Origin of the sequence: Colwellia sp. MB02u-10 (assembly GCF_014077185.1) — a bacterium.
Classification (GTDB): Bacteria; Pseudomonadota; Gammaproteobacteria; order Enterobacterales; family Alteromonadaceae; genus Cognaticolwellia.
The window spans coordinates 266,844-289,821 of record NZ_JACGVK010000132.1 but is presented as its reverse complement, the minus strand read 5'-3'; the positions used below and the strand labels follow the sequence as shown (position 1 = coordinate 289,821).

The 22,978-nt window shown below is 42.0% G+C and carries 18 protein-coding genes, 1 other RNA gene and 1 pseudogene; 4 read left to right on the top strand and 16 right to left on the bottom strand.

Annotated features, from left to right (window positions below; all coding sequences use genetic code 11):
• Window positions 1-654, bottom strand: coding sequence for a glutathione S-transferase family protein (locus H4J59_RS14620; protein ID WP_220469832.1), 654 nt, complete (start codon window positions 652-654; stop codon window positions 1-3).
• A gap of 98 nt (window positions 655-752) precedes the next feature.
• Between H4J59_RS14620 and rnpB the strand changes: the two genes are divergently transcribed.
• Both rnpB and H4J59_RS14610 read left to right on the top strand, forming a co-directional pair.
• Window positions 753-1,188: RNase P RNA component class A (gene rnpB, locus H4J59_RS14615), an RNA gene on the top strand.
• Window positions 1,189-1,805: 617 nt separating this feature from the next.
• Complete coding sequence (locus H4J59_RS14610; protein ID WP_182240534.1) at window positions 1,806-2,159, top strand: hypothetical protein; 354 nt, start codon at window positions 1,806-1,808, stop codon at window positions 2,157-2,159.
• Between the two features lie 495 nt (window positions 2,160-2,654).
• Here H4J59_RS14610 and H4J59_RS14605 read toward each other — a convergent pair whose 3' ends face one another.
• A complete protein-coding gene (locus H4J59_RS14605) occupies window positions 2,655-3,659 on the bottom strand; it encodes a sensor domain-containing diguanylate cyclase (RefSeq protein ID WP_182240532.1) in 1,005 nt (334 codons plus the stop codon).
• 1,217 nt (window positions 3,660-4,876) lie between these two features.
• On the bottom strand, window positions 4,877-5,776 hold the full coding sequence (locus H4J59_RS14600; RefSeq protein WP_182240530.1) for a histone deacetylase: 900 nt from the start codon (window positions 5,774-5,776) through the stop codon (window positions 4,877-4,879).
• A 204-nt stretch (window positions 5,777-5,980) separates the two neighbouring features.
• Here H4J59_RS14600 and H4J59_RS14595 point away from each other — a divergent pair, with 204 nt between their 5' ends.
• The gene (locus tag H4J59_RS14595) at window positions 5,981-6,676 is read left to right on the top strand and encodes a hypothetical protein (protein WP_182240528.1); all 696 of its coding nucleotides are present in this window, start codon (window positions 5,981-5,983) and stop codon (window positions 6,674-6,676) included.
• Between the two features lie 351 nt (window positions 6,677-7,027).
• Here the strand turns inward: H4J59_RS14595 and H4J59_RS14590 are convergent.
• The 9 genes and pseudogenes from H4J59_RS14590 to sufB all read right to left on the bottom strand — a co-directional run.
• Window positions 7,028-7,903: pseudogene (locus H4J59_RS14590) on the bottom strand (transposase); the annotation flags it as partial.
• Between the two features lie 330 nt (window positions 7,904-8,233).
• Window positions 8,234-9,016, bottom strand: coding sequence for a ferredoxin--NADP reductase (locus tag H4J59_RS14585; RefSeq protein ID WP_182240526.1), 783 nt, complete (start codon window positions 9,014-9,016; stop codon window positions 8,234-8,236).
• 117 nt (window positions 9,017-9,133) lie between these two features.
• Window positions 9,134-9,544, bottom strand: coding sequence for a SufE family protein (locus H4J59_RS14580; protein WP_182240524.1), 411 nt, complete (start codon window positions 9,542-9,544; stop codon window positions 9,134-9,136).
• A 22-nt stretch (window positions 9,545-9,566) separates the two neighbouring features.
• On the bottom strand, window positions 9,567-10,100 hold the full coding sequence (sufT, locus tag H4J59_RS14575) for a putative Fe-S cluster assembly protein SufT (RefSeq protein WP_182240522.1): 534 nt from the start codon (window positions 10,098-10,100) through the stop codon (window positions 9,567-9,569).
• A 43-nt stretch (window positions 10,101-10,143) separates the two neighbouring features.
• Window positions 10,144-10,509: an iron-sulfur cluster assembly accessory protein gene (locus H4J59_RS14570; protein ID WP_182138181.1), complete on the bottom strand. Its 366-nt coding sequence runs from the start codon at window positions 10,507-10,509 to the stop codon at window positions 10,144-10,146.
• 10 nt (window positions 10,510-10,519) lie between these two features.
• The gene (locus H4J59_RS14565) at window positions 10,520-11,752 is read right to left on the bottom strand and encodes an aminotransferase class V-fold PLP-dependent enzyme (RefSeq protein ID WP_182240520.1); all 1,233 of its coding nucleotides are present in this window, start codon (window positions 11,750-11,752) and stop codon (window positions 10,520-10,522) included.
• Window positions 11,749-13,008, bottom strand: coding sequence for a Fe-S cluster assembly protein SufD (sufD, locus tag H4J59_RS14560; RefSeq protein WP_182240518.1), 1,260 nt, complete (start codon window positions 13,006-13,008; stop codon window positions 11,749-11,751). Before sufD ends, H4J59_RS14565 begins: the two co-directional genes overlap by 4 nt.
• Window positions 13,005-13,769, bottom strand: a complete 765-nt coding sequence (gene sufC / locus H4J59_RS14555) for a Fe-S cluster assembly ATPase SufC (RefSeq protein ID WP_182240516.1) — start codon at window positions 13,767-13,769, stop codon at window positions 13,005-13,007. The genes sufD and sufC overlap by 4 nt, the downstream gene beginning before the upstream one ends.
• 6 nt (window positions 13,770-13,775) lie before the next feature.
• The gene (gene sufB / locus H4J59_RS14550) at window positions 13,776-15,212 is read right to left on the bottom strand and encodes a Fe-S cluster assembly protein SufB (protein WP_182138185.1); all 1,437 of its coding nucleotides are present in this window, start codon (window positions 15,210-15,212) and stop codon (window positions 13,776-13,778) included.
• Window positions 15,213-15,670: 458 nt separating this feature from the next.
• Between sufB and H4J59_RS14545 the strand changes: the two genes are divergently transcribed.
• Window positions 15,671-17,017, top strand: a complete 1,347-nt coding sequence (locus tag H4J59_RS14545) for an AarF/ABC1/UbiB kinase family protein (RefSeq protein WP_182240514.1) — start codon at window positions 15,671-15,673, stop codon at window positions 17,015-17,017.
• A 441-nt stretch (window positions 17,018-17,458) separates the two neighbouring features.
• Here H4J59_RS14545 and H4J59_RS14540 read toward each other — a convergent pair whose 3' ends face one another.
• The 4 genes from H4J59_RS14540 to H4J59_RS14525 are packed head-to-tail and all read right to left on the bottom strand — an operon-like array spanning window position 17,459 to window position 22,971.
• Complete coding sequence (locus tag H4J59_RS14540; protein WP_182240512.1) at window positions 17,459-17,674, bottom strand: formate dehydrogenase subunit delta; 216 nt, start codon at window positions 17,672-17,674, stop codon at window positions 17,459-17,461.
• A 14-nt stretch (window positions 17,675-17,688) separates the two neighbouring features.
• Window positions 17,689-18,501, bottom strand: coding sequence for a formate dehydrogenase accessory sulfurtransferase FdhD (gene fdhD / locus H4J59_RS14535; RefSeq protein ID WP_182240510.1), 813 nt, complete (start codon window positions 18,499-18,501; stop codon window positions 17,689-17,691).
• A 2-nt stretch (window positions 18,502-18,503) separates the two neighbouring features.
• Entirely contained in the window at window positions 18,504-21,407 is a 2,904-nt protein-coding gene (gene fdhF, locus H4J59_RS14530) for a formate dehydrogenase subunit alpha (protein WP_182240508.1), read from the bottom strand.
• A complete protein-coding gene (locus H4J59_RS14525; protein ID WP_182240506.1) occupies window positions 21,400-22,971 on the bottom strand; it encodes an NADH-quinone oxidoreductase subunit NuoF in 1,572 nt (523 codons plus the stop codon). Before H4J59_RS14525 ends, fdhF begins: the two co-directional genes overlap by 8 nt.
• Between the last annotated feature and the right edge of the window lie 7 nt (window positions 22,972-22,978).

Genomic DNA, 22,978 nt, shown 5'->3' with positions numbered 1-22,978 from the left:
TTAGGTGATGTCTATTGGCTTTATGCTGTAATGACTGTTTTTTTCACCGATATCTTTTACCGCTATAAAGCCCTCTCTGCTTTTAAGCCTTTGTAAGTAAGCTTGAGTTTGTGGCTGATAGTGTTTGGCTAGCCCGAGTAGTTCACCTAAATAAAGCGCATAACCGACACTAATGTCGGCAATGGTAAAGCGATTGTCGACCAAATAGTGATGGTTTTCTAAATGGATATTTAAGCGCTTTAAGCGCGCTAAATACCAAATGGCATAATCTTTAACTACTTGTGGCTGTTGACGTTCAGGCTTTTCAAATTGGCTGTATCGCAAGACTAAGGTTTGTGGAAATGTCAGCGTAGCATCACTGCTAAAGAGCCAATTTAGGTAGGCACCGTATTCTGGGTGTGTTGCGGGTAAACTCAACTGAGTTTGCGAGTAACGCTCTACTAAGTATAACAAGATAGCACTTGATTCGGTTAGCGTGGTAGCGCCATCTTTAAGAAACGGTACTGTGCCTAAAGGATTGGTCTGTAAATAAGCTTTGTCTAAAAAACGTGGTGGGAATGGCAAGGTGTGCAAGGTGTATTCAAGCTGCATTTCTTTTAAAGCCCACAAAACACGAAGTGAGCGAGTATTGTGGCAATGCCAAAGTTCGATCATAAATAAAGCCTAAGTCATTTTTAGCTTACTATAACAGCAGATCTATACCCGCGATATTTAATTTAGACCTAAGTGAATATATCGGGTAGAATGCGCCCTGAGTTGACGAGACAATCGCTGCTTTATCGTTGTATCGTTTATTTTTAATAAGCGGTAAACAGATAGAGGGGAGGAAAGTCCGGGCTCCAATGAACAGGGTGCCAGGTAACGCCTGGGGGGCGCGAGCCCACGACAAGTGCAGCAGAGAGAAGACCGCCGATGGTTACTTTTTCGAAAGTTTCACAGGTAAGGCTGAAAGGGTGCGGTAAGAGCGCACCGGATTGCTGGTAACAGTAATTGCAGGGTAAACTCCACCCGGAGCAAGACCAAATAGGGTTTCATGACTATGTTAACGCAAGTTTTCATAGTATAAGCGTGGTTCGCGTGGAAACCGGGTAGGTTGCTTGAGCTATAGAGCGATTTATAGCCTAGACGAATGATTGTCACTCTTCCTTGGAAGAGATACAAAACCCGGCTTATGCGTCATCTCACCAATTTTAGACACCGCTTGATCTGTTGTTAATAGTTCAAGCGGTTTTCTAAAATCCTCTTATATCAATTCCGACATTCAAAAAACGATATACGGTTAGTCACACAGCACCGATTTCTGTACTCCTTCTTCTATGCGTAAAACTCTTCTCAAATTATTAGTATACCGACAGGTACAGGTGTTAAGTATTTATAGCTTAGAAAAAATACTTTTTATGTGAGAGTTAAAGCGCTAAAGCGTCTTGGTGCAAAGAAGTAAGGCTTTGCTTACCGACTCAGAAATTAAGTGTTGCTGTGGTTATTTTAGCGCGAATTTTACTTATTGTATTGAGGTTAAAGCAACTTGTTATTGGCTCAAGAACACTAGACACTGACTCAATCTATTTGTAGTTCTCACAAATCAAAGATGACATGTTAAACTAGTTAGAAATATCCAATATTGATCCCATAATAGCTAAATTTGAGCAAGGTCATAGTGATAAAAGGGACATACACTCAATGCATTATCACACAACAGCTTGTTAGGTTTGGATGATACATTTAGAGAGTAAGACATTTATATTGGGCAAGTATCGGATATTAAGAATTTAATACCGATTATAAAATGCGTTTGAGGTGTAAAAATGAATGAATTTGTTGGCAAGTGGCGTATAACTGAAATGGAAGTTTGGGCACAAGATAGTGTTGATTTAATTGAAGAAGGTTATTTTTACTTTGATGAAAATGACCAAGGGAAATTTATTTTTTGTGCTGTAAAAGGTCATTTAGATGTTGTTGTTAATACCCGAATGCCAGAACTAGAGTTTTCGTGGGAAGGCACTGATGATGCAAGACCTGTTAGTGGCAGAGGTAAGATAGAATTTCCAACACCGTTTGAAGGCGAAGGTATTATTTATATTCATAATGGCGAGAGTTCAATATTCAGTATTAAACGGATAAAACAAACTGTGACTGATAATGTGGTGAAATTTAGGTAATGTCTATGACAAGTTATTACCTTGAGTTTAATCGGTGAATGCAACATACAGGTTAAATTTTTCAAGTCTCAGAATTTTTTACAATCAGCTAAAGGCTATGCTGCTGACCTTATAGTTATCCGAATTAATAAAAAGAGTCTTCCTATTATTTTTTGTTAAGAAAGTGCGCAAAGCGGAATAAGTCCAGTCGGAATATTGAACGTGAACTTTCCAATCATATAGCGGACATAAATTAAATATTCCTATCTCACAATGTCACAATGGGGCACAAAGTGAGCTAGAAAATATTACACCAAATAGACTAAATCTTTAGCTGTCTTATCACTTCAAAGCCTACTATCTCAAAATTAAAGACCTGGCCCCATTATTCCAGATCTCACTGATATGCCAAAAGCGATTGAATGGGTAACCCAAAATAACTAATTTATTGGGTGATTAGCTAACGGCTCATGCATGTATTTAATGACTGTCGCCAAAACAGGCTGCCCAGAAAACTTAATCACTCTTTTTTAGCTTTTGTGCCTCTTTTATGCTTTTCTTGTTTGCATACATTAAACAATCTGTTTCTGATAGCATCTTATCAATATCAAACCCATTAACAGGGTCATATGACTTACAACCGACACTAAAAGAGACGCCTTTAATTCGCTCATCAAATTTTGTTAACTCTGCAAATAATTGAGTTACTCTTAATTTTACCGTCTCCCCTTTATCATCAAACTGATGAAGCCCTAAAAAACAAAATTCATCTCCTCCTAATCGCGCAATGATATCCTCCTTGCGAATAGATTTTGAAAGTGCCTCAGCAAAAGTTTTGATGATAAAATCCCCCATTTTATGTCCATAAGAGTCATTCATTATTTTCAAGCCATTAATATCAAAATACATTAATGACAGTGACATCCGTGAACGCTTAGCTAAGCTGATTAACTGCCGTGCATTTTCGATAAAACCAAATCTATTGTTAATCTCAGAGAGCTCATCGGTCACACTTTGTTTCTTAAGCTTTTTAATTAATAATAAATTTCTAAGATCTCCATCAATCAACTCTTTCAATTGCCATAAAAGCCTAATAAAGCTTGCAGGGTAATTGGTTTCATTTGTGTCTAAGACGCAAAGCGTGCCAAACATATCACCATTGGGCCATTGCAAGGGGACACCTAAATAGGATTTAAAACCAGCATCTGTATATTCGGGGTTATTATTCCAAATACCTTCCTTTTCAGCATTCTTAACATAAAGTGTTTTTTTGTTTTGGATAACGGTTTTGCAATAAACATTCACATTGAAATCGAATGCGATACCGGCTGGAAAATCATCCTGTATAGACTCATTAGCAACAAGCACTTCGACCCCTTTAATATTAGCTTGCATAATCCAAGCTCCGGGCACATCAAAAATTTCAGAGACAACGTTAACCGTGCTTTGCCACCTTTTTAACGAAATTTCTTGTGGCATATTGTCGAAATATGAGTCTTGCAGGTATGGTTGATTTGACATTATTATTTCCCTAATGTGAGGCTACGTTTACCTAAAAAGAAAACTAATTAAACTCGCTAACACGATTCTAGCATGCTAAAACGAAGGTCACTAGCATGCTAAGACGAAGGTCGATAGCCCAGAGCGACTTATAAGCCTACAAATTTCAGCCTGTGGGTGGGATAAACTAATACGCACAAAATATCTATTAGGGCAAGTAGCAACTTTTTCTTCCGTAAATTACGGTTTCATTATCAGATTTAAATAAAGCACTTAAAAGCAAGAGCCAATTAATCTGTATAACCTTAACAATAGCAGGATCAAATTTTGTTTTAATGGCTGTTTTTTGAGCATGAAAACACTTTTTAATTTGGTTTTTTTTCAAGCTAAAATAGCTAAATTAAGCAATTTATTTTTTGTAAGGAGTAACAGGGACGGGTCAAGTTTTTATAAGTTTCTAAGGTGCTTTGGGGGCGACAGCGCCATAGAAAAACGCTGCTAATGTCAGCTATCTGTAATGATAGTAGACATAATATTGGTGATGATTGACATGAAAATAAGGATCGTTTTGTGGCAATAGTGACGGTTAAACCAAATCCCCAATCAGTTTAGTTTTTAGCACTAATATTTGTTGGTGCTAATGTCCCCTTAGTGTAGAGCGGAAGTTAGCTACTCGTTAATCCTAACGTACGCTTGAAGCTCAAAGCCGACTGTGGCGTTTCATCTCAGAGCGCTAACTTTTGCGACTTAAGATACATAGCAAAGTGTAAATTTTACACTTTGCTAACGATCACTTAGATACGATAGCGGACGCTAGCATTAATAGATATTTAAGCTGTTTATAATGTTCAATCTATCTTGTTCCTGACAGTGAGCTAAGCCAACTTTGAAGACGTTAGCATTTGAGAATTTAAACTGAAAATAGTTGTATTTTTTGATCTACAGCGGACATGGCTGAATAACCATATTACGCTAGCAGTTTCCCGACACCTAACGTTTAGCTATAGATGAGAACAGGTGTATATTGAGGATGATTTTTTGCCAATATACCGTTAAGTCTGAACGAGAACAAAACCACCAATATGGTCTTTCAACCTTGCTGTTGTTCTAATTTATTGAATAACATTAATCTATTTTTTATTAAAGCTTTTAGCTCTCATCTTATTTTCGAACTAGTCATTTATTGTATCTGTTGTTGCCATTCGGGCATAATCTAAGTCTTCATATAGTCGAATACTCTATGTAATAACACCTGCAGCAACAAAAAGTTGTAGATGTACATTAACTAACGCTTCAATATCTCTTTGGTAACCCCCACCAATGACTGCAGCGATTGGTATACCTTTAGAATTACAGTAATCAAAAACTAGTTTGTCACGAGCTAAAACACCTTGAGTAGAAATATCAAGATGACCAAGATCGTCATTGCAATGAATATCTACTCCCGCATCGTAAATTACTGCATCAGGCGTAAAGTTAGTAAAGGCTTTATTCAAAGCATTATTTACTGTCTCCAAATAAAGCCCATCTGTTGTTCCTTTCGGCAATGCAAAATCTAAATTTGAAACTTGTTTACGGTGTGGGAAATTTTTTTCACCATGAATTGAAACCGTAAAAACATTTTGATTATTTGACGCTAACTTGGCTGTTCCGTCACCTTGATGTACATCAGTGTCAAATATAAGTACCTTGTTGATATTATCATTTTGTAACATCACTAATGCGGCTAAGTATAAATCGTTAATCATGCAAAACCCGGAGCCAAAGTTAGCAAAAGCATGATGATAACCACCTGTTAAATTTATAGCTTTTCCGTATTGTAAGGCTAATTGTGCAGTCATTATAGTTCCACCAACAGCGGTTAGTGTTCGTTCAATCAATTGTTGAGACCAAGGAAAACCTATTCTTCGCATCGCTTTAATCTCTAATTGATTATTAACCAACTGATGTATATAGGTGGGATCATAAACGGTTTTTAAATTATCCACATTAACCGGTGCTGGTTGTTTAAACCAATTTTTAGGCACTCCATTGGAGGCAAGTGCATTTCGTATTCCAACATATTTTTCTATTGGGAATCGATGTCTAATGGGTAATTCAAGTTGGCTATAAATAGGGTGAAATACGAGTGGTGTCATAATTTAACTTATATAATATTTAAAAAACGTTAATGATAATAACTAAAATGTCGAGCATGTAACCTTATTATCGATATCTACGCAAATCGACACTTATTGAAGATATTTTAACAGTAGAGAAGAATACCGGTAACTAATATCATATATATGATCTTATTTTTATAATAAACCGTACCTTATATTATTAATTAAATGTGGCAATCAATGAATAAATTAATTTTACTTGTACTTTCTTGTACTCTCGTTGCCTGTACTGAAGGTGACGACAATGACGTAGTCGGGTATGAAGGTATTATAGAAAATATAGCAAGAACAAATCTAAATTCATCTGTCTCGCCTTGGAATTCTTCAAACACGGATAATTCTGGGCAACGATATCAAGAGATCCTTGCAGATGGTCAAATAAAACGCTGGGATTATAATAATACAGGATTAATTCCAGTAAAAGTCAACAATGTTGATATTGCTAACTCTGCAATGAATCGAATTGAAGAAGAGTTAGCACTAGTTATTTTTGATCGAACTAGTATACAAGATACTCCTGACCAGGATATTACCCGTGGAATTATAGTTAGTTATGGGACTGCGTTCAGCCCCAGTGGTCCAGCATGTGGACATGTATCTTCCCACTTGAATAATACATCAATGGCAACCAATTTTTATGATGAGCGCGGTGAAATCAGTGGTAAGTTTTATTTGCATTTAACTTCAAACACATGCATTGCCGATACAAATATTGCGATACATGAATTTGGTCATGTACTCGGAATGTATCCTCACTTCGAAGGCTTCGGTATAGGGCCTCCGATAGATAATAATTTTTGGAATGCCTTATATAATATTTATAATAATGATGTGGGGACATTAGAGGAAGATCTAATTATTGAAGCCATTTATTAATGTAGCTAACCCTTAAGAAGGTTGAGGGTTGGTTTTAAACTAATTCAAGCACTACTACTTATTTTTTTGTAAAGACTCCTCCGTGCGCTAAGCGGAATTTAGAGTCATAAAATTAAACCTTCCGTATCACACTTATAAGCTGACGTTAAATTTAATAAAGTTATTGGCAACTGTAAACTTGATATAGTCATTGATTCTTTGTGAAAAAATGATGATATTCAGCACAATTTTAACCAAAATTTACAGCTTGTTTGCAGGGCTGGTTTCAGCTCTCAACCAGACTTAGAGCGACGACAAATCATTTATCTAGCATGAGCGCTTAGGCCTTTATCGCGAACGTTCCCACGTGACAACCACTGTAATGTTTTTCTGCGCCAATGCTTGCTGCGTTAACCGTGTCAAATCGGCCAACTTGCCACGGTCATTGGTATTGGTGACTTCGTGCGTCACTATTAAATGATGTTTCGTATCAACAGAGCTTTGAACGTTATAACAAACCTGTCTGTTCATGCCTTGTGTTTTAAGTAAGCGGGCATCAGGGTCAACCGTGGAAAGTTGCTTGTCTGGATGCGCCTCCACTTGTACAGCAAGTTCCTTGAGTTCAACTACGCGTTGTTTCATCCATGCAATTTTCTCAGCAGCAGAGGCTTGAACAGCATCAACTTTATCATTGGCATCGGCGGTTTCAAGTCGACTTAAGTAATTCTCAATATGTTTTTCCATACGGCGAATATGGTCTTTGACTTTGTTCGGCGTGTAATTGTTGTGCTTGCTGTTAACCGCTTTGAATTTACTACCATCTATAGCCACAACGGCATCGGTGAACATATTCATTTGACGGCATAACTCGATGAAGTGACGGCAGACTTTGGTGATAGCCTTACCGTTGTCCTTTCTAAAGTCGGCAATCGTTTTAAAGTCTGGTTTTAAGCGCTCAAGTAACCACATTAACTCAACATTGCGATGTGACTCTTTCTCTAAGCGGCGAGAAGACTGGATGCGGTTCAAATATCCGTAGATGTATAACTTAAGCAACACGGCAGGATGATAACCTGGCCGACCTGTATTTTTGGCGATAACACGGTTGAACCCTAAAGTGTGTAAATCAAGCTCATCAACAAAGGCGTCAACGACACGAACGGGGTTTTCTTTGGTGACAAAATCGTCCAATGCTTCAGGAAATAGGGTTATTTGGTTTCGACCTTGGCCTTTAATATGGTGGGACATATCAGCACTTCTCGTTTTTGTTTTCCTACTATTAATTATAGCTAATACGCTATCTTCGAGAGCTGAAAATTAAGATTGATTGATCATAAAAAACTGAGGGTTAGACCAAAAGGTGATCAATAGTTTTCACACAGTCTGGTGGCTAAGCGGACTCTTTACAGTGATAAATAGGTGTCTAAATTAGGTCTTGTTCTTTTTGTTATGGTGCCACCTAAGTTTGATGGGGGTGCACAATAACCCCTCCAGTTAGGTGGCCAAATTAACTATGCCACTACATGTGCTTAATACAGGGTGTATTAATTATTTGCCTGCCTGTCTATCTATCTATGACTACTTTTCGAGGAAGGCTTGTTCGATGACATAATCACCTTGCTCTCGTGATGTGGCTTTTTTAAAACCTTGTTTATTTAACATTGCCATCGTGTCATCAAGCATGGATTGATTACCACAAAGCATGAACCTATCCGTACTTGGATCAATAGCCGGCAAGCCAATTTCTTGTGTTAAGGTATTATTCGCTAGCAAGTGAGTAATTCTTTGTTGATGAGCTTGAGAACGAAACGCCTCCCGAGTCACTGTTGGGTAATAAATCAGTTTTTCTTTGACCCAATCACCAAAAAATTCATTGTTCGGTAGTTCATCACAGATAGTGTGTTGATAAGCGAGTTCAGAAATATTACGCACACCATGAACCACTATAATTTTTTCATACTGTTCGTATAGGTGCGGATCTTTAATAATGCTCATAAAGGGTGCTAACCCGGTTCCGGTCGCAAGCAAGTATAGGTGCTTTCCTGGCTTAAGCCTGCCGGCTACCAAGGTTCCGGTAGGGCGTGTTGATAGCGTAAGTAGCTCACCAACTTTAATGTGTTGCAAACGAGAGGTGAGTGCCCCATCGGGAACTTTTATACTAAAAAATTCGAGTTCATCTTCATAATTGGCACTGGCAATGCTGTAAGCCCGTAGTAATGGTTTGCCATCGACCTCAAGGCCTATCATAACGAACTGTCCGTTTTCAAAGGTGAATGTGGGCTGACGAGTGGTTTTAAAGCTAAACAGCGTATCATTCCAGTGATGAACACTCGTGACTGTTTCTGTAATGGTATGTCTCATTTAATACTCTTGTAAACTAGGGTGGGAAAAGCTATCCGTACCTATATGATGTTAATATTAATTCTTGAACAGGGTTTGAACCAAGGTAGTTTGTAAATACGGCTCAGTCTTATCTGTTTACATCTTCGTTTTAGCAATGGCCTGAATTTTAGCGACGATAGCATGCAGGCCGTTGCCACGAGTGGGGGTGATATGGCGCTCAAGGTCCAGTGCTTTGAAATAGCCATTAATGTCAAAATCCAGAATTTTCGCCATGGTTTTGTCATTAAAAACGGCTATCACTAAGGCCAGTAGGCCATTAACAATTACCGCGTCACTGTCTGCCTGAAACTGTAATTTACCGTCCCGCTCAGTGCTCACTAGCCAGACATTGCTTTGGCAACCTCGGACCAGATTCTCGTTAGTTTTCAGACTTTCATCAATAGGTGGAATACTTTTGCCTAAATCGATGATGTACTGATAGCGCTGCTCCCAGTCATCAAAAAAGGCCATATCCTCTATAATTTCTTGGCTGCTTGGTAGGTTCATCAGGGACTCTCAGGTTATCTAACTAGAAAAAAATACCGGCTTCGAGCTGAGCTTCTTCGCTCATCATCTCACGGGACCAGGGGGGATCAAATATCAGCTCTACCGCAACTTTTTTAACATTGGGTACCATGCTCACTCGGTATTCTACATCGCCTACCAACACAGGTCCCATACCACAGGCGGGGGCTGTCAGGGTCATATCGATATGCACGGTTTGTGTATCCTGATTGACAACAACTTTGTAAATCAGCCCCAGAGATAACAAGTCAATGGGAATTTCAGGATCATAGACAGTGGCTAGGGCTTGTAAAACATGATCCTTATGGATAAGACCATCGTTGAGGATAGGAAAATCCAGTTTTTGTGATTTGCGCCCTATGGCATCGGCATCAGTGCCATCAATACGCAACATATTGCCGCGCCAAGTGACGGTATAGTTGCCGCCAAGATCCTGGGTGATATTGACAAATTCGCCTTGCGGGATCACTTGTAAATCGCCATTAGGCACACCCCTTGCCTTGCATTCGCGCTCAGTAATTACTATTTTTTGTTGCATTTATTGAACCTCTTTATGACAAAGCACAGGTTTGTAATGAGATTTAGCTGACACTAAAGCTTTCACCACAACCACATTCATTGACTGCATTGGGGTTATTAAACCTGACTACGCCGTTGACGCCTTCTTTTACATAGTCAATTTCAGTGTTTCTGACTAAATCCATGGTTTTGGCGGCGATGGTCAGGGTGAGCTTATCACTCGCCTCGATCCGCGTATCTCCGTCTTCTGGTTCCTTGGCAACGTCCAGCACATAGGAGTAACCCGTGCAGCCGCTGACTTTACTAGACAGGCGCAATAGATGGCCGGGGTGCTCTGCTAACTTGCCTTCAAAATACTTTATCGCAGCTTTTGTCAGGGTGACGGCTTCGCCTTGGCTTTTTTCGGGGGTAAATTTTTCTACATTCATCAAATAATCCTCAGGCCAGCATGTTCTGGACTTTTTTAAGGGCAATAAACAACGCGTCCACTTCTTCTAAAGTGTTATATACCGAGAATGAAGCTCTGGCTGTCCCCGGTAAATTCAAGCGACGCATCAGTGGTTGGGCACAATGATCCCCCGTACGGATGGCAATGCCCTGACGATCCAGAAGAAAGCCTATATCGGCGGGGTGGCAGCCTTGTAATATAAAACTCAACACGCCCATCTTATTGGCAGCATTGCCGATAATGGTTAAGCCCTCAAAGGCTTGGGCCTGTTCCAGGGCGCTGGCCATCAGTGCCTGCTCATGCGCTTGTACCGCGCTTAAGTCCAGGCTGGTAAACCAGTCTATGGCGGCGGCTAAAGCTATGGCACCGGCAATATTGGGGGTGCCAGCCTCAAGACGGTTAGGCAATTCGCCCCAGGTGGCACTTTCGTAGGTGACGGTGGCAATCATTTCACCGCCGGTCTGCCATACAGGCCAGTCCTGAAGCACCTCTTCTTTACCCCAAAGCACACCTATGCCGGTAGGGCCAAACAGCTTGTGACCGGAGAATACGTAAAAGTCACAGCCGATATCGCTTACATTCACATTGCCATGGGCAATACTCTGTGCACCGTCAATGAGCACTAACGCGCCTTGTTCTTTACTGAGGGCGGTGAGCTCTTTTACCGGATTAACTGTACCCAGGGCATTAGAGACATGGGGCAGGGCAACCATTTTCGTTTTCTGTGACAACAAGGCAGCAAAGGCTTCGGTATCCAGTGTGCCATTATCATGGATGGGTGCAATTTTCAGTGTTGCACCGCTACGCAAACAGGCCTGCTGCCAGGTGACAAGGTTAGCGTGATGTTCCATTTCAGTTACCAGCACTTCATCGCCATTTTGCAGGCGCTGGGCCATGCCATTGGTAACAATATTGATACCTTCGGTGGTGCCACTGGTCCAAATCACTTCCTTGCGATCATGGGCATGAATAAAGTTGGCGACTGTATCTCGGGCTTTTTCGTAGCGTCGGGTGGCCTCATCGGAAAGATGATGAGCGCCGCGATGCACATTGGCATTACACTGAGTGTAAAAGTCAGTTATCGCCTGGATCACCGCCTGAGGTTTTTGGGTGGTGGCGGCATTATCCAAATATACCAAGGGATGACCCTCAATTTGCTGATGCAAAATAGGGAACTGGCCTCGAATTTCATCCATATTCAGTACACTGTTGTTGGTATTCATTTTACTTCCATTTCTACGAAGCGTGAATGCAATTGGGGCTTGAGCCACTGCGCCAGGTGCTGATTAGGCATCTGTTCCACCAATTCCTGAATAAAGCCGAAGTTGAGCATAACCAGCGCTTGGGATCGTGATATACCGCGTGAAAGCAAGTAATACAAGGTTTCTTCCTCGGTCTCGGCAACGGTGGCACCGTGAGCACACAGCACGTCGTCGGCATAGATTTCCAACTCAGGCTTAGTATTTATTTGACCGCGACGGGACAATAACAGGTTGCGGTTATGCAGCTCTGCTAGCGTCTTCTGGGCATTGCGGTGAATATGAATACGGCCATTGAAAACGGCCTTGGCCTTGTCACCGACAATGCCTCGGGCATTTTCTTTTGTGGTGCCATTGGGCATCACATGTTCGATGGTGCTGTGCAGATCAAAGTTCTCTGCTTCGCCAAGCAGGTAAATGGCGTTAAATTTGGCCTTGGCATGCTCACCGTTATGAATGATATCCACATCCATGCGTGACAATTCACTGCCATAAGCGATAAGCGTGCTGTTAAGCTGTGCTTTTTGCTGCAGGCTGAAATGACAGCCGCCGATATGAATGGCCTGATGGGTATGCATGGCCAGTCGGTAATGCTCAAGATAAGCTTGTTCACCGATGTCATATTCGGCAAAACCTGTGCTAAGGCTGGCCTGTTCTCCTTGTCCGTGCTCAATTACTGTGGCACTGGCATGGCTACCTAAGCGCACCAGAACACGATGATGAGACTCTTGTCCATCGCTACTGATATTAACAATCCGAATCGGCTGTTCAATCTTACTGTTGGCATCAATATCGATAATCAGGCCATCTTCTGCTAAGACATCGTTGACCAGCCCAAAAAGATGACGTTGAGGTTTGATCTTGGCAAACAGGGCGTTGGCCGTGTTTTGTTCCTTATCTGATGCATCTTGCAAGCTACTAATATGTAGCCCTTGTGGTAAAGGCAGTAAGCTTATATCACTTTGTAATTTGCCATTTACAAACACTAAATCTAGGCTGTTCAGACCCTCAATATCTTCAATGATGGCTTTGCCCGCTGTGCTACTAGGGCTTAATTCAAGCTGTTCCAGTGGTGCCAGTGAGGTATATTTCCAGCTTTCTACTCGACGATTAGGCCATTTAGTGTTGCCCAGCGCTTCTAGGGCTTGGACCCGAAGCGGGCTAAGCCAGTCATCAATGGCCTGACCACGGTCTATTACCTGCTTTAACCACTGACTCATGCATTTTTCTCCTCGGCGTTATCCTGTCCTAAGAAAGCGTAACCTTCTTTTTCCACGTCTGTGGCCAGTGAGGCATCGCCACTTTTGACGACTTTACCATTGGCCAAAATATGCACGTAGTCAGGTTTAATATAGTCAAGCAAGCGCTGATAATGGGTGATGATAATAAAGCTGCGCTTGCCGTCGCGTTGGCTGTTCACGCCGTTAGCTACTACCTGTAAGGCATCGATATCCAAACCAGAGTCGGATTCATCCAGAATACATAGACTGGGTTCAAGCAGGATCATCTGCATAATTTCGTTGCGTTTCTTTTCGCCGCCGGAAAATCCTTCGTTAACACCGCGTTTAAGAAAATCTAGCGATAGCTGCACTTGTTTGCAGGCTTCCTTGGCTTTTTTCAGAAACTCTGTGGCAGTCAATGGCGTTTCACCACGTTGTTCACGTATGGCGTTCACCGATTCTTTCATAAAGGCCATATTGCTGACTCCGGGGATCTCTACCGGATACTGAAAAGCCAGAAATAGTCCCTTGCGGGCTCGTTCTTCTATCGCCATTTCGAGCAGGTCTTCACCGTTAAATTCTACTTGGCCTTCACTTACCTCGTAGCCTTCGCGGCCGGATAGAATGAAACCTAAGGTGCTTTTACCCGCGCCGTTAGGGCCCATAATAGCATGAACTTCACCGGGTTGAATGTCTAGGTTGAGACCTTTTAGTATCTCTTTTTGTTCTACACTGGCGTGTAGGTTGTTAATTTTAAGCATGTATTTTTATCCTATTGAGCCTTCAAGACTGATCTCGAGTAATTTGCCCGCCTCTACGGCGAACTCCATTGGCAGTTCTTTGAATACTTCCTTACAGAAGCCATTAACGATCATAGATACGGCCTTTTCAGGATCAAGACCACGTTGCTGGCATAAAAACATCTGATCATCGCTAACCTTGGAGGTGGTAGCCTCATGCTCCACTATGGCAGAGGGATTGCGACTCTCGATATAAGGGAAGGTGTGAGCACCGCAGCGATCACCAATGAGTAATGAATCACACTGGGTAAAATTACGGGCACCTTCCGCCTTAGCACCCATACTGACCAGGCCACGGTAGGTATTGTTGCTGTTACCGGCGCTGATACCTTTGGAAATAATAGTGGATTTGGTATTCTTGCCCAAATGGATCATCTTGGTGCCTGTATCGGCCTGCTGTCTGCCCCTTGTTAGGGCAACAGAATAGAATTCACCTACACTGTTATCGCCTTTGAGGATACAACTGGGGTATTTCCAGGTGATTGCAGAGCCAGTTTCCACCTGAGTCCAAGAAACCTTGGCATTGGTGTGACATATAGCGCGTTTGGTGACAAAGTTATAGATCCCCCCTTTACCGTTCTCATCACCGGGATACCAGTTTTGTACGGTAGAGTACTTGATTTGAGCGTCATCCATAACAACCAGTTCAACCACGGCAGCATGCAGTTGGTTTTCATCTCGTTGAGGCGCGGTGCAGCCTTCCAGGTAACTCACATGGCTGCCCTCTTCGGCAACAATCAGTGTCCGTTCGAACTGGCCAGTATTTTCTTCATTGATACGAAAGTAGGTGGACAGCTCCATAGGGCAACGCACGCCCTTGGGTATATAGACAAATGAACCATCGGTGAATACTGCACTGTTAAGGGCAGCGAAGTAATTATCTGAACGGGGAACTACCGATCCGAGATATTTTTTTACCAGTTCAGGATACTTATGCACGGCCTCGGATATAGGACAGAAGATAACGCCCGCTTCTTCCAGCTTTGCACGGTAGGTGGTCACCACAGACACAGAATCAAAAACGGCGTCTACAGCAACCCCAGCTAGCATTTCTTGCTCATAAAGCGGAATGCCTAGCTTTTCATAGGTGCGCAACAGTTCAGGGTCTACTTCATCCAAGGACTGTGGTTTGTCAGCCATACTTTTAGGTGCTGAGTAATATGAGATGGCATTAAAATCTATTTTTGGGTAATGCACATGAGCCCAATCCGGCTCTTCCATGTCAAGCCAGTTGTTATAGGCGCGAAGACGCCACTCTAACATCCATTCTGGTTCTTCTTTCATGGCGGAGATGCGGCGTATAACATCTTCGTCCAAGCCAGGTGGAAAGGTTTCAGATTCGATGTCGGAAACAAAACCGGCATCGTATTTGCGGGATAACGCCTGATCGAGTTGCTCACTCATACTTTAGTTTCTCCATAGCTATGTTGCCCTGATTTAAATAATTAGATACCAGAGTGGCTGTCTAAGTTTTTGTAAACCACGAATGTGACGGCAACAGCATAATACTTGAGTGATTTACTCAAGTATTAATCATATAGTACTTGACTAAATCACTCAAGTATTATGAATAAAAAAATAATCGCTTTCAATTGACTTAGTAAGTATAAAGTCATGCTTTAGAGCAACAATACCGACCTGTTCACTGCTATTGTTGCTCTAAAGCAGGTCATCGGTGAAAAAGTTAACTAGGCTATGCTGCCAAATAAAATGTTTGAGAGGGCAGCTAGCGCAGGCATCAGCAAAGTTTTTTTGCTAATATTATCGTCGACCCTCGTTATAAATTCCAGCGAGACTGCATTAAACACAACAACACAACACAAAGGTAGAATATTTACCATGCTCAGCGAATCAATTTTACTATGACAGCAAAACGCAACGAGCGGAAAGTACCGTCCGGAAGAATTGCTCGCTTAGCTAAGCTCGGTGGTTTGGCCTCAGCGGTTGCTGGCAATATTGTTAAAGGTGCGACAAAACAAATGCTCAGTGGTCAGCGGCCATCATTAACTCAGTCCTTACTGAATATCGACAACGCCATATCGATCACCAAGCGTCTAGCACATATGCGTGGCGCGGCCATGAAACTTGGCCAACTACTCTCCATGGATGCAGGTGAATTACTGCCTGCTGAATGGGAACCTATTCTATCACGACTACGCCAAGAAGCTGACCCAATGCCTAAGTCGCAACTACTCAAAACCCTAGAAGCATCTTGGTCAAAAGACTGGTATCAACAATTTAGTTATTTTTCATTTTCCCCCATAGCGTCGGCAAGCATTGGTCAGGTTCATAGAGCTACATTAAAAGATGGCCGTCAGCTGGCGATTAAAGTCCAATACCCGGGGGTAAGAGAAAGCATTGACAGCGATATTGATAATGTCATGAGTTTACTGAAACTGAGCGGTGTATTACCTCAACATATCGATTTGACCAGCTTGCTCGATGAAGCAAAAGCACAACTTAAAAACGAAGCTAATTATTTGCAAGAAGCCAAATTTCTTAACGCTTATCGTGCCAATCTGCGCAACGACCCTCGCTTTATTGTGCCCTTTGTCGTTGACGAGCTAACTGATCAAAATATACTCGCGATGGAATACATCGAAGGTTCTGCCATCACAGATATTAGTACCATGAGTGCTGACATTGTCGATCTAGTATGTACTCAGTTAATGCACTTAACTTACCAAGAACTGTTCAGCCATAAACTCATGCAAAGTGATCCCAACTTTGCCAATTTTTTGTATCAGAGCGAGACGCAAAAAATAGTGTTACTCGATTTTGGAGCCTGCCGGCAGATTTCCCAGCATACCTCAGTGCATTATCTCGCTATGGCTGATGCTATGCAGCGCCAAGATACTAATGACATGCGTTTAGCCCTGTATTCGCTTGGTTTAATTGACAATAACATGAGCGCGGCGGCCATAGATACTGTGTTAAAAGCGTGTTTTGAAGCGAGTGATTGCTTGCAAAGTGATACGGGCTACAACTTAAAAAAACAACAGCTAATTAAACGAATTCAAGAAGTTAGTATGCCACTGATGACTGATAAAACAGCCGCAGCATCTCCTATATTTGAGGTTGCATTAGTTAATCGTAAAATTACCGGCATGATATTGCTAGCCAATAAGTTAGGTGCAACACTGGATTTTAAAAGCGCACTTGCTCCTTACTTAACGAAAAGCGCAAAGCAACCGAACGATGAAATATGACACCATTGATGAATGACTTTTACAGGTTAAAAGGGTGCTGTGACCCATTGGGATTAGTACCTCCATGACGTCAGAAGAGCTATTTAGAAATAAAAAACTGATTTATGAAGGCTTATAGCACATTAACTATTCCGCCCTACTTAGTTTGGTAATCACAGTTTGGTAATCACAGTTTGGTAATCACAGTTTGGCAATAAAAACACCTAATCAAGTGGACAAAAAAGGTTAGAATCTTAAGCCACGTCCTTCATTAAAAACGGTCAATGTATGTTCGTGCAGGGCACTTACTTGCCATGAAATATAGACACAATATATCGCAATATTACCTATGACGATCATGCTGCCATTAGCTATCTAAATCTATGCATTCAGATTTAGATAGCTGATTTAGTTAAGCAGATTGAGATAAGCAGATTTGGATAAGCATGATAATCCCAATTTTTATAACTGGGCTAATGCTAGTTTTATGATGGAGGATAATTGTGAACCATCGTTATCGGCATACTTTGTTATGTTTGCTTTCATTGAACGTGCCCAAAATTTCTTTACATGATTAGCAACGATCATAGCCGTTTCTTCGTCAGTTTTTTTGTAATTATTATTATTAGCAATTTGGTTGAGCATACTAATTAGATTGTCAATTTGAGAACTACTCATCACTATTTTCCTGTTTATTTATTGAATTTGGTATAGCAAGTATGTCTACCAGGGCGAGCAAAACCAATTAAATTGAGCTTAGCTTGATTTGCCAAGCTTATTGCTAAGCCCGTTGGTGCCGAAACCGCGACTAATGTGGCGATATTAGCACTGGTTACTTTTTGTACCATCTCATAGCTTGCTCTGCTTGAAATGACAACAAAGCCACTTTGGCTGTTGATTTTACGCAGCGCTAAGCTGCCAATTAACTTGTCTAACGCATTGTGTCGACCGACATCTTCACATAAGAGGAGTATCTTGCCAGTATCGTCACACCATGCGGCTCCATGAACCGCACCGGTTAACGCTTGTAATTTTTGATGCTCACTTAACTGTGACAGTGCATCTTGTACTACTCGTGAAGAGGGCAGCGTTTGTGGCGTTACACTCTTAATTGGCCGAATGGCGGTCTCCAGTGATTCACTACCACATAAACCACAGCCTGTGCGGCCAGTAAGGTTACGTCGGTGTGACTTTAAAGACATCATACGTTCAGAGCTAATATCAAGACGTACTTCTATGCCTTTTTCACTGGCTACCAGCTCAATATCATAGATTTCAGCCGCGTGATTAATAATGCCTTCAGACAAACTAAAGCCTAAGGAAAACTCATGTAAATTGGCGGGTGAGGCCATCATAACCGCGTGAGAAATGCCATTATAAACCATAGCAATAGGCACTTCCTCTGCGATACAGTCAAGTTTTTTTTGCTCACTACCTTGCTGCCAATAGTGCACAGGGAGTGTTAAATGGCTTGGTTGCAATTTTGCTTCGTCTTCCAGCGTCAAATTTACCTTCCTATAGTGGCTTTTTGTTTTTTAGGTGAACGTTTAAAGTGCTCTTTTTGTTGTGCACTGAATTTTTTATAACGCGTCTGCCAAGCTGACGGCGAGGTGACTTTTTCCACCTGTACCGCAGTGACTTTATATTCAGGACAATTAGTTGCCCAATCCGAACTGTCGGTGGTAATAACGTTGGCGCCACTGATGGGGTGATGGAAGGTAGTGAATACCACACCACTTTGCATACGTTCACTGACTTTTGCTTTGAGTACAGTATCACCCGCACGGCTGCTAATGCCTAACCAGTCACCATCATTAATACCTCTTTCTTCGGCATCGTTAGGATGTATTTCAAGTAAATCTTCTTGGTGCCAAGTATGGTTGGCGGTACGTCGTGTTTGTGCGCCAACATTATATTGACTGAGTATTCGCCCAGTGGTTAATAATAACGGGAAGCGTTTGTTAGCGCGATCTTCACTAGCAAGGTATGGCGTAATCGCAAAACGACCTTTGCCAATGGGAAAGCTTTCCACGTGCATGATAGGTGAACCATCAGGAAACTCTTCGTTACAAGGCCACTGAATACTACCCTGTTCGTCCAATTTTTTATAACTGACCATACTGAAAGTAGGCACTAATGACGCTATCTCATCCATTATCTCAGAAGGATGTTGATAATTCATCGGGTAACCTAAAGCATTAGACAGCTTTTGGGTGACTTCCCAGTCTGCGAATTCAGCCAATGGCTTCATTACTTTACGCACCCGATTTATGCGTCTTTCTGCATTGGTGAAGGTACCATCTTTTTCTAGAAATGAAGAGCCGGGTAAAAATACGTGTGCATATAGCGCGGTTTCATTTAGAAAAATGTCTTGCACAATCAAACACTCTAATGATGACAATGCGGCCTGTACATGTTGGGTATTAGGATCTGACTGTAAAATGTCTTCTCCTTGCACATACATGGCTTTGAACGTGCCTTCAATGGCGGCATCAAACATGTTTGGAATACGAAAGCCGGGTTCGTTATCTAAGGTTACGCCCCAACTTTTTTCAAATTTAGCGCGCAACACATCATCACTGACATGCTGATAACCTGGCAGCTCTTGTGGGAATGAACCCATATCACAAGAGCCTTGAACATTATTCTGTCCACGCAATGGATTAATACCTACGCCTTCACGGCCTATGTTACCTGTAGCTAATGCTAAGTTTGCAATACCCATGACCATGGTTGAACCTTGGCTATGCTCGGTAACGCCTAAACCATAATAAATAGCGCCATTTTTCGCCTTGGCAAAAGCACGCGCGGCCATGCGAACTTGTTCGGCATTAACCGTGGTAATACTTGCCATCGCTTCCGGTGAGTTGATCTCATCAAGAATAAACTCACGCCATGCGTTGTATTCATCAGTACGCTGCTCAATGAAATTTTTGTCCTCTAAGCCTTCACTGATAATGACGTGTGCTATGGCATTGATCATGGCAACGTTGGTACCAGGTTTTAGCGGCAGGTGATGATTAGCACTTATGTGAGCGGTATTAAGTAAATCAATGGTTCGGGGATCAACAACAATTAACTCTGCGCCTTGGCGTAAGCGTTTACGCAACTGTGAAGCAAACACCGGGTGAGCGTCAGTGGGGTTTGCACCAATAACCATAACCACATCAGATTTCATCACTGAGTCGAAAGTTTGTGTACCCGCAGACTCACCAATGGTTGCTTTGAGTCCATAACCTGTCGGTGAATGACAAACACGAGCGCAGGTGTCGGTATTATTATTACCAAAAGCAGCGCGGATCAATTTTTGTACTAAATAGGTTTCTTCATTGGTACAGCGAGATGAAGTAATACCGCCAACACTTTCACGGCCATATTTAGCCTGAATGTTTTTAATTTTATTGGCGGCAAACCCTAAGGCTTCATCCCAACTGACCACTCGCCATTCTTCATCAATGCTGTCGCGCACCATAGGTTCAGTGACGCGGTCTTTATGAGTGGCATAACCAAAGGCAAAGCGGCCTTTGACACAAGAATGACCTTGGTTGGCTTTACCGCCCTTGTAGGGCACCATGCGTATAACTTCTTCACCTTTCATTTCAGCTTTAAAAGAACAACCAACGCCACAATAGGCACAAGTTGTGATGATACTGTGTTCTGGTTGTCCTTTGTCAATCACTGATTTTTCCATCAGTGTTGCTGTTGGACAAGCCTGTACACAGGCGCCACAAGAGACACAATCAGAGGAGGCAAAATCGTTTTCACTGGTACCAGCGCTGACTTTTGAGGCAAAACCTCGACCTTCAATGGTTAAGGCAAAAGTACCTTGAACTTCTTCACAGGCTCTAACACAACGAGAGCAGGTGATACATTTACTGGGTTCAAAGGTAAAATAAGGGTTAGAGTCATCAATTTTGGCGTCAAGATGATTATCGCCATCAAAACCATAACGCACTTCACGTAAGCCAACGGCTCCGGCCATATCTTGTAATTCACAGTCGCCATTACTTGAACAGGTTAAGCAGTCAAGTGGGTGATCAGATATATAGAGTTCCATAATATTGCGGCGTAATTTTGCAATGTCATTATTCTCAGTAGACACCACCATGCCTTCTTTAACCGATGTGGTACATGAGGTGGGATAGCCTCTCATACCTTCAATTTGTACCGCACATAAACGACATGAACCAAAGGCTTCGATGTTATCAGTGGCACAAAGTTTAGGAATATTAATATCAGCTATCGCGGCAGCGCGCATCACTGAGGTACCTGCAGCAACCGTTATTTTTACCCCGTCAATCTCAAGACACACTGTTTGTGTTGAGGTGCTAGCAGGAGTGCCATAATCTTTATTAAAATCGATTGGTTTATTCGACGTGGTATTAGTGGCCGGATCAAAATAATTAATCATGATTGCTCTCCTGTGCGGTTAAATAAAAGTCTTGAGGAAAATCAGTAAAAGCACTGCGTACGGGTATAGGTGTCATACTGCCCATTGCGCACAAAGAACCGTCAATCATGGTGTCGCAAAGGTCATTTAGTAAAACCATATTCTCAGCGCGGCGCTCATCGTTTTTTATCCGATCAATCACTTCTACACCACGTGTTGAACCAATTCTACAAGGCGTACATTTACCGCAAGATTCAACCACACAAAATTCCATTGAAAAACGTGCTTGTTCTAGCATATCAACACTGTCATCAAACACGACAATGCCACCATGACCTAGCACGGCAGAGGCTTTAGAAAATGCTTCATAATCAAGTGGAATATCGAGTTTATGGCTAGGTAAATAAGCGCCTAATGGGCCACCGACTTGAATGGCTTTTATTGGACGGTTGCTGGCGGTGCCACCAGAAAAGTTATCAATAAGATCTTTTAAGCTTGAGCCAAAAGGTAGTTCAATTAGTCCACCTTGTTTAACATTACCGGCGAGTTGAAAAGGTAAGGTACCTCGTGAACGATTTGTGCCATATCGTTGGTAGGCCTGACTGCCTTCACTCATAATAAACGGAATAGCTGCTAGAGACAGCACATTGTTAACAATGGTGGGTTTGCCAAATAAGCCTTCTAAAGCCGGAAGTGGTGGCTTAAAGCGCACCATGCCTCTTTTACCTTCTAGTGATTCTAAAAGGGCCGTTTCTTCACCACAAATATAAGCTTCTGCGCCTAATCTCACTTCTAAATTAAAGGTTTTACCACTACCACAAATGTTATTACCTAAATAACCGGCGGCACTAGCAATCTCAATAGCTTGTTGTAATATTTCATCGGCAATAGGGTATTCTGAACGTAAATAAATATAGCCTTGGTCGGCACCAACCGCTAATCCGGCAATAATCATGCCCTCAATCAGCATAAAGGGATCACATTCCATGACTAATTTATCCGCAAAGGTGCCAGAATCACCTTCGTCAGCATTACAAACGATATATTTTTTATCCGCCGTGGCATCTCTTACCGTTTGCCACTTTATACCGGTCGGAAAAGCAGCGCCACCTCGGCCACGAAGACCAGAATCTACGACAGCGGTGACAATTTCCTGAGTCGATAACGCGAGTGACTTTTGCAGGCCTTTAAAGCCATCTAAGGCAAGGTAATCATCAAGAGAAACTGGGTCAGTAATACCTGCACGGGCAAAGGTAAGGCGAGTTTGTTTTTTTAGATAGGCAATGTTTTCAGTTAGGCCTAAGGCTAGCGCATGAGCTTGTGGTTTTTCATGGAGAATATTCTGGCTAATATCTTCCATAATACTTGCAACATCGGCCGATGCTACAGGGCCATATGCCATACGGCCTTGTGCTGTTTCTACTTCGACCATAGGCTCTAACCAAAATAAACCACGCGAGCCATTTCTGATTATTTTTAGGTCAATATCATGATCTGATAAATAGTGCGTAAAGGCTTGAGCAACTTCATGTGCTCCTAAAGAAATAGCGGTACTTTCTCGTGGAATAAAAATTTTCGTTGTCATGGTCACT

Coding starts and splice junctions, on each gene's coding strand:
- H4J59_RS14620 (WP_220469832.1), bottom strand. CDS start 654: ATGATCGAACTTTGGCATTGCCACAATACTCGCTCACTTCGTGTTTTG.
- H4J59_RS14610 (WP_182240534.1), top strand. CDS start 1,806: ATGAATGAATTTGTTGGCAAGTGGCGTATAACTGAAATGGAAGTTTGG.
- H4J59_RS14605 (WP_182240532.1), bottom strand. CDS start 3,659: ATGTCAAATCAACCATACCTGCAAGACTCATATTTCGACAATATGCCA.
- H4J59_RS14600 (WP_182240530.1), bottom strand. CDS start 5,776: ATGACACCACTCGTATTTCACCCTATTTATAGCCAACTTGAATTACCC.
- H4J59_RS14595 (WP_182240528.1), top strand. CDS start 5,981: ATGAATAAATTAATTTTACTTGTACTTTCTTGTACTCTCGTTGCCTGT.
- H4J59_RS14585 (WP_182240526.1), bottom strand. CDS start 9,016: ATGAGACATACCATTACAGAAACAGTCACGAGTGTTCATCACTGGAAT.
- H4J59_RS14580 (WP_182240524.1), bottom strand. CDS start 9,544: ATGAACCTACCAAGCAGCCAAGAAATTATAGAGGATATGGCCTTTTTT.
- sufT (WP_182240522.1), bottom strand. CDS start 10,100: ATGCAACAAAAAATAGTAATTACTGAGCGCGAATGCAAGGCAAGGGGT.
- H4J59_RS14570 (WP_182138181.1), bottom strand. CDS start 10,509: ATGAATGTAGAAAAATTTACCCCCGAAAAAAGCCAAGGCGAAGCCGTC.
- H4J59_RS14565 (WP_182240520.1), bottom strand. CDS start 11,752: ATGAATACCAACAACAGTGTACTGAATATGGATGAAATTCGAGGCCAG.
- sufD (WP_182240518.1), bottom strand. CDS start 13,008: ATGAGTCAGTGGTTAAAGCAGGTAATAGACCGTGGTCAGGCCATTGAT.
- sufC (WP_182240516.1), bottom strand. CDS start 13,769: ATGCTTAAAATTAACAACCTACACGCCAGTGTAGAACAAAAAGAGATA.
- sufB (WP_182138185.1), bottom strand. CDS start 15,212: ATGAGTGAGCAACTCGATCAGGCGTTATCCCGCAAATACGATGCCGGT.
- H4J59_RS14545 (WP_182240514.1), top strand. CDS start 15,671: ATGACAGCAAAACGCAACGAGCGGAAAGTACCGTCCGGAAGAATTGCT.
- H4J59_RS14540 (WP_182240512.1), bottom strand. CDS start 17,674: ATGAGTAGTTCTCAAATTGACAATCTAATTAGTATGCTCAACCAAATT.
- fdhF (WP_182240508.1), bottom strand. CDS start 21,407: ATGATTAATTATTTTGATCCGGCCACTAATACCACGTCGAATAAACCA.
- H4J59_RS14525 (WP_182240506.1), bottom strand. CDS start 22,971: ATGACAACGAAAATTTTTATTCCACGAGAAAGTACCGCTATTTCTTTA.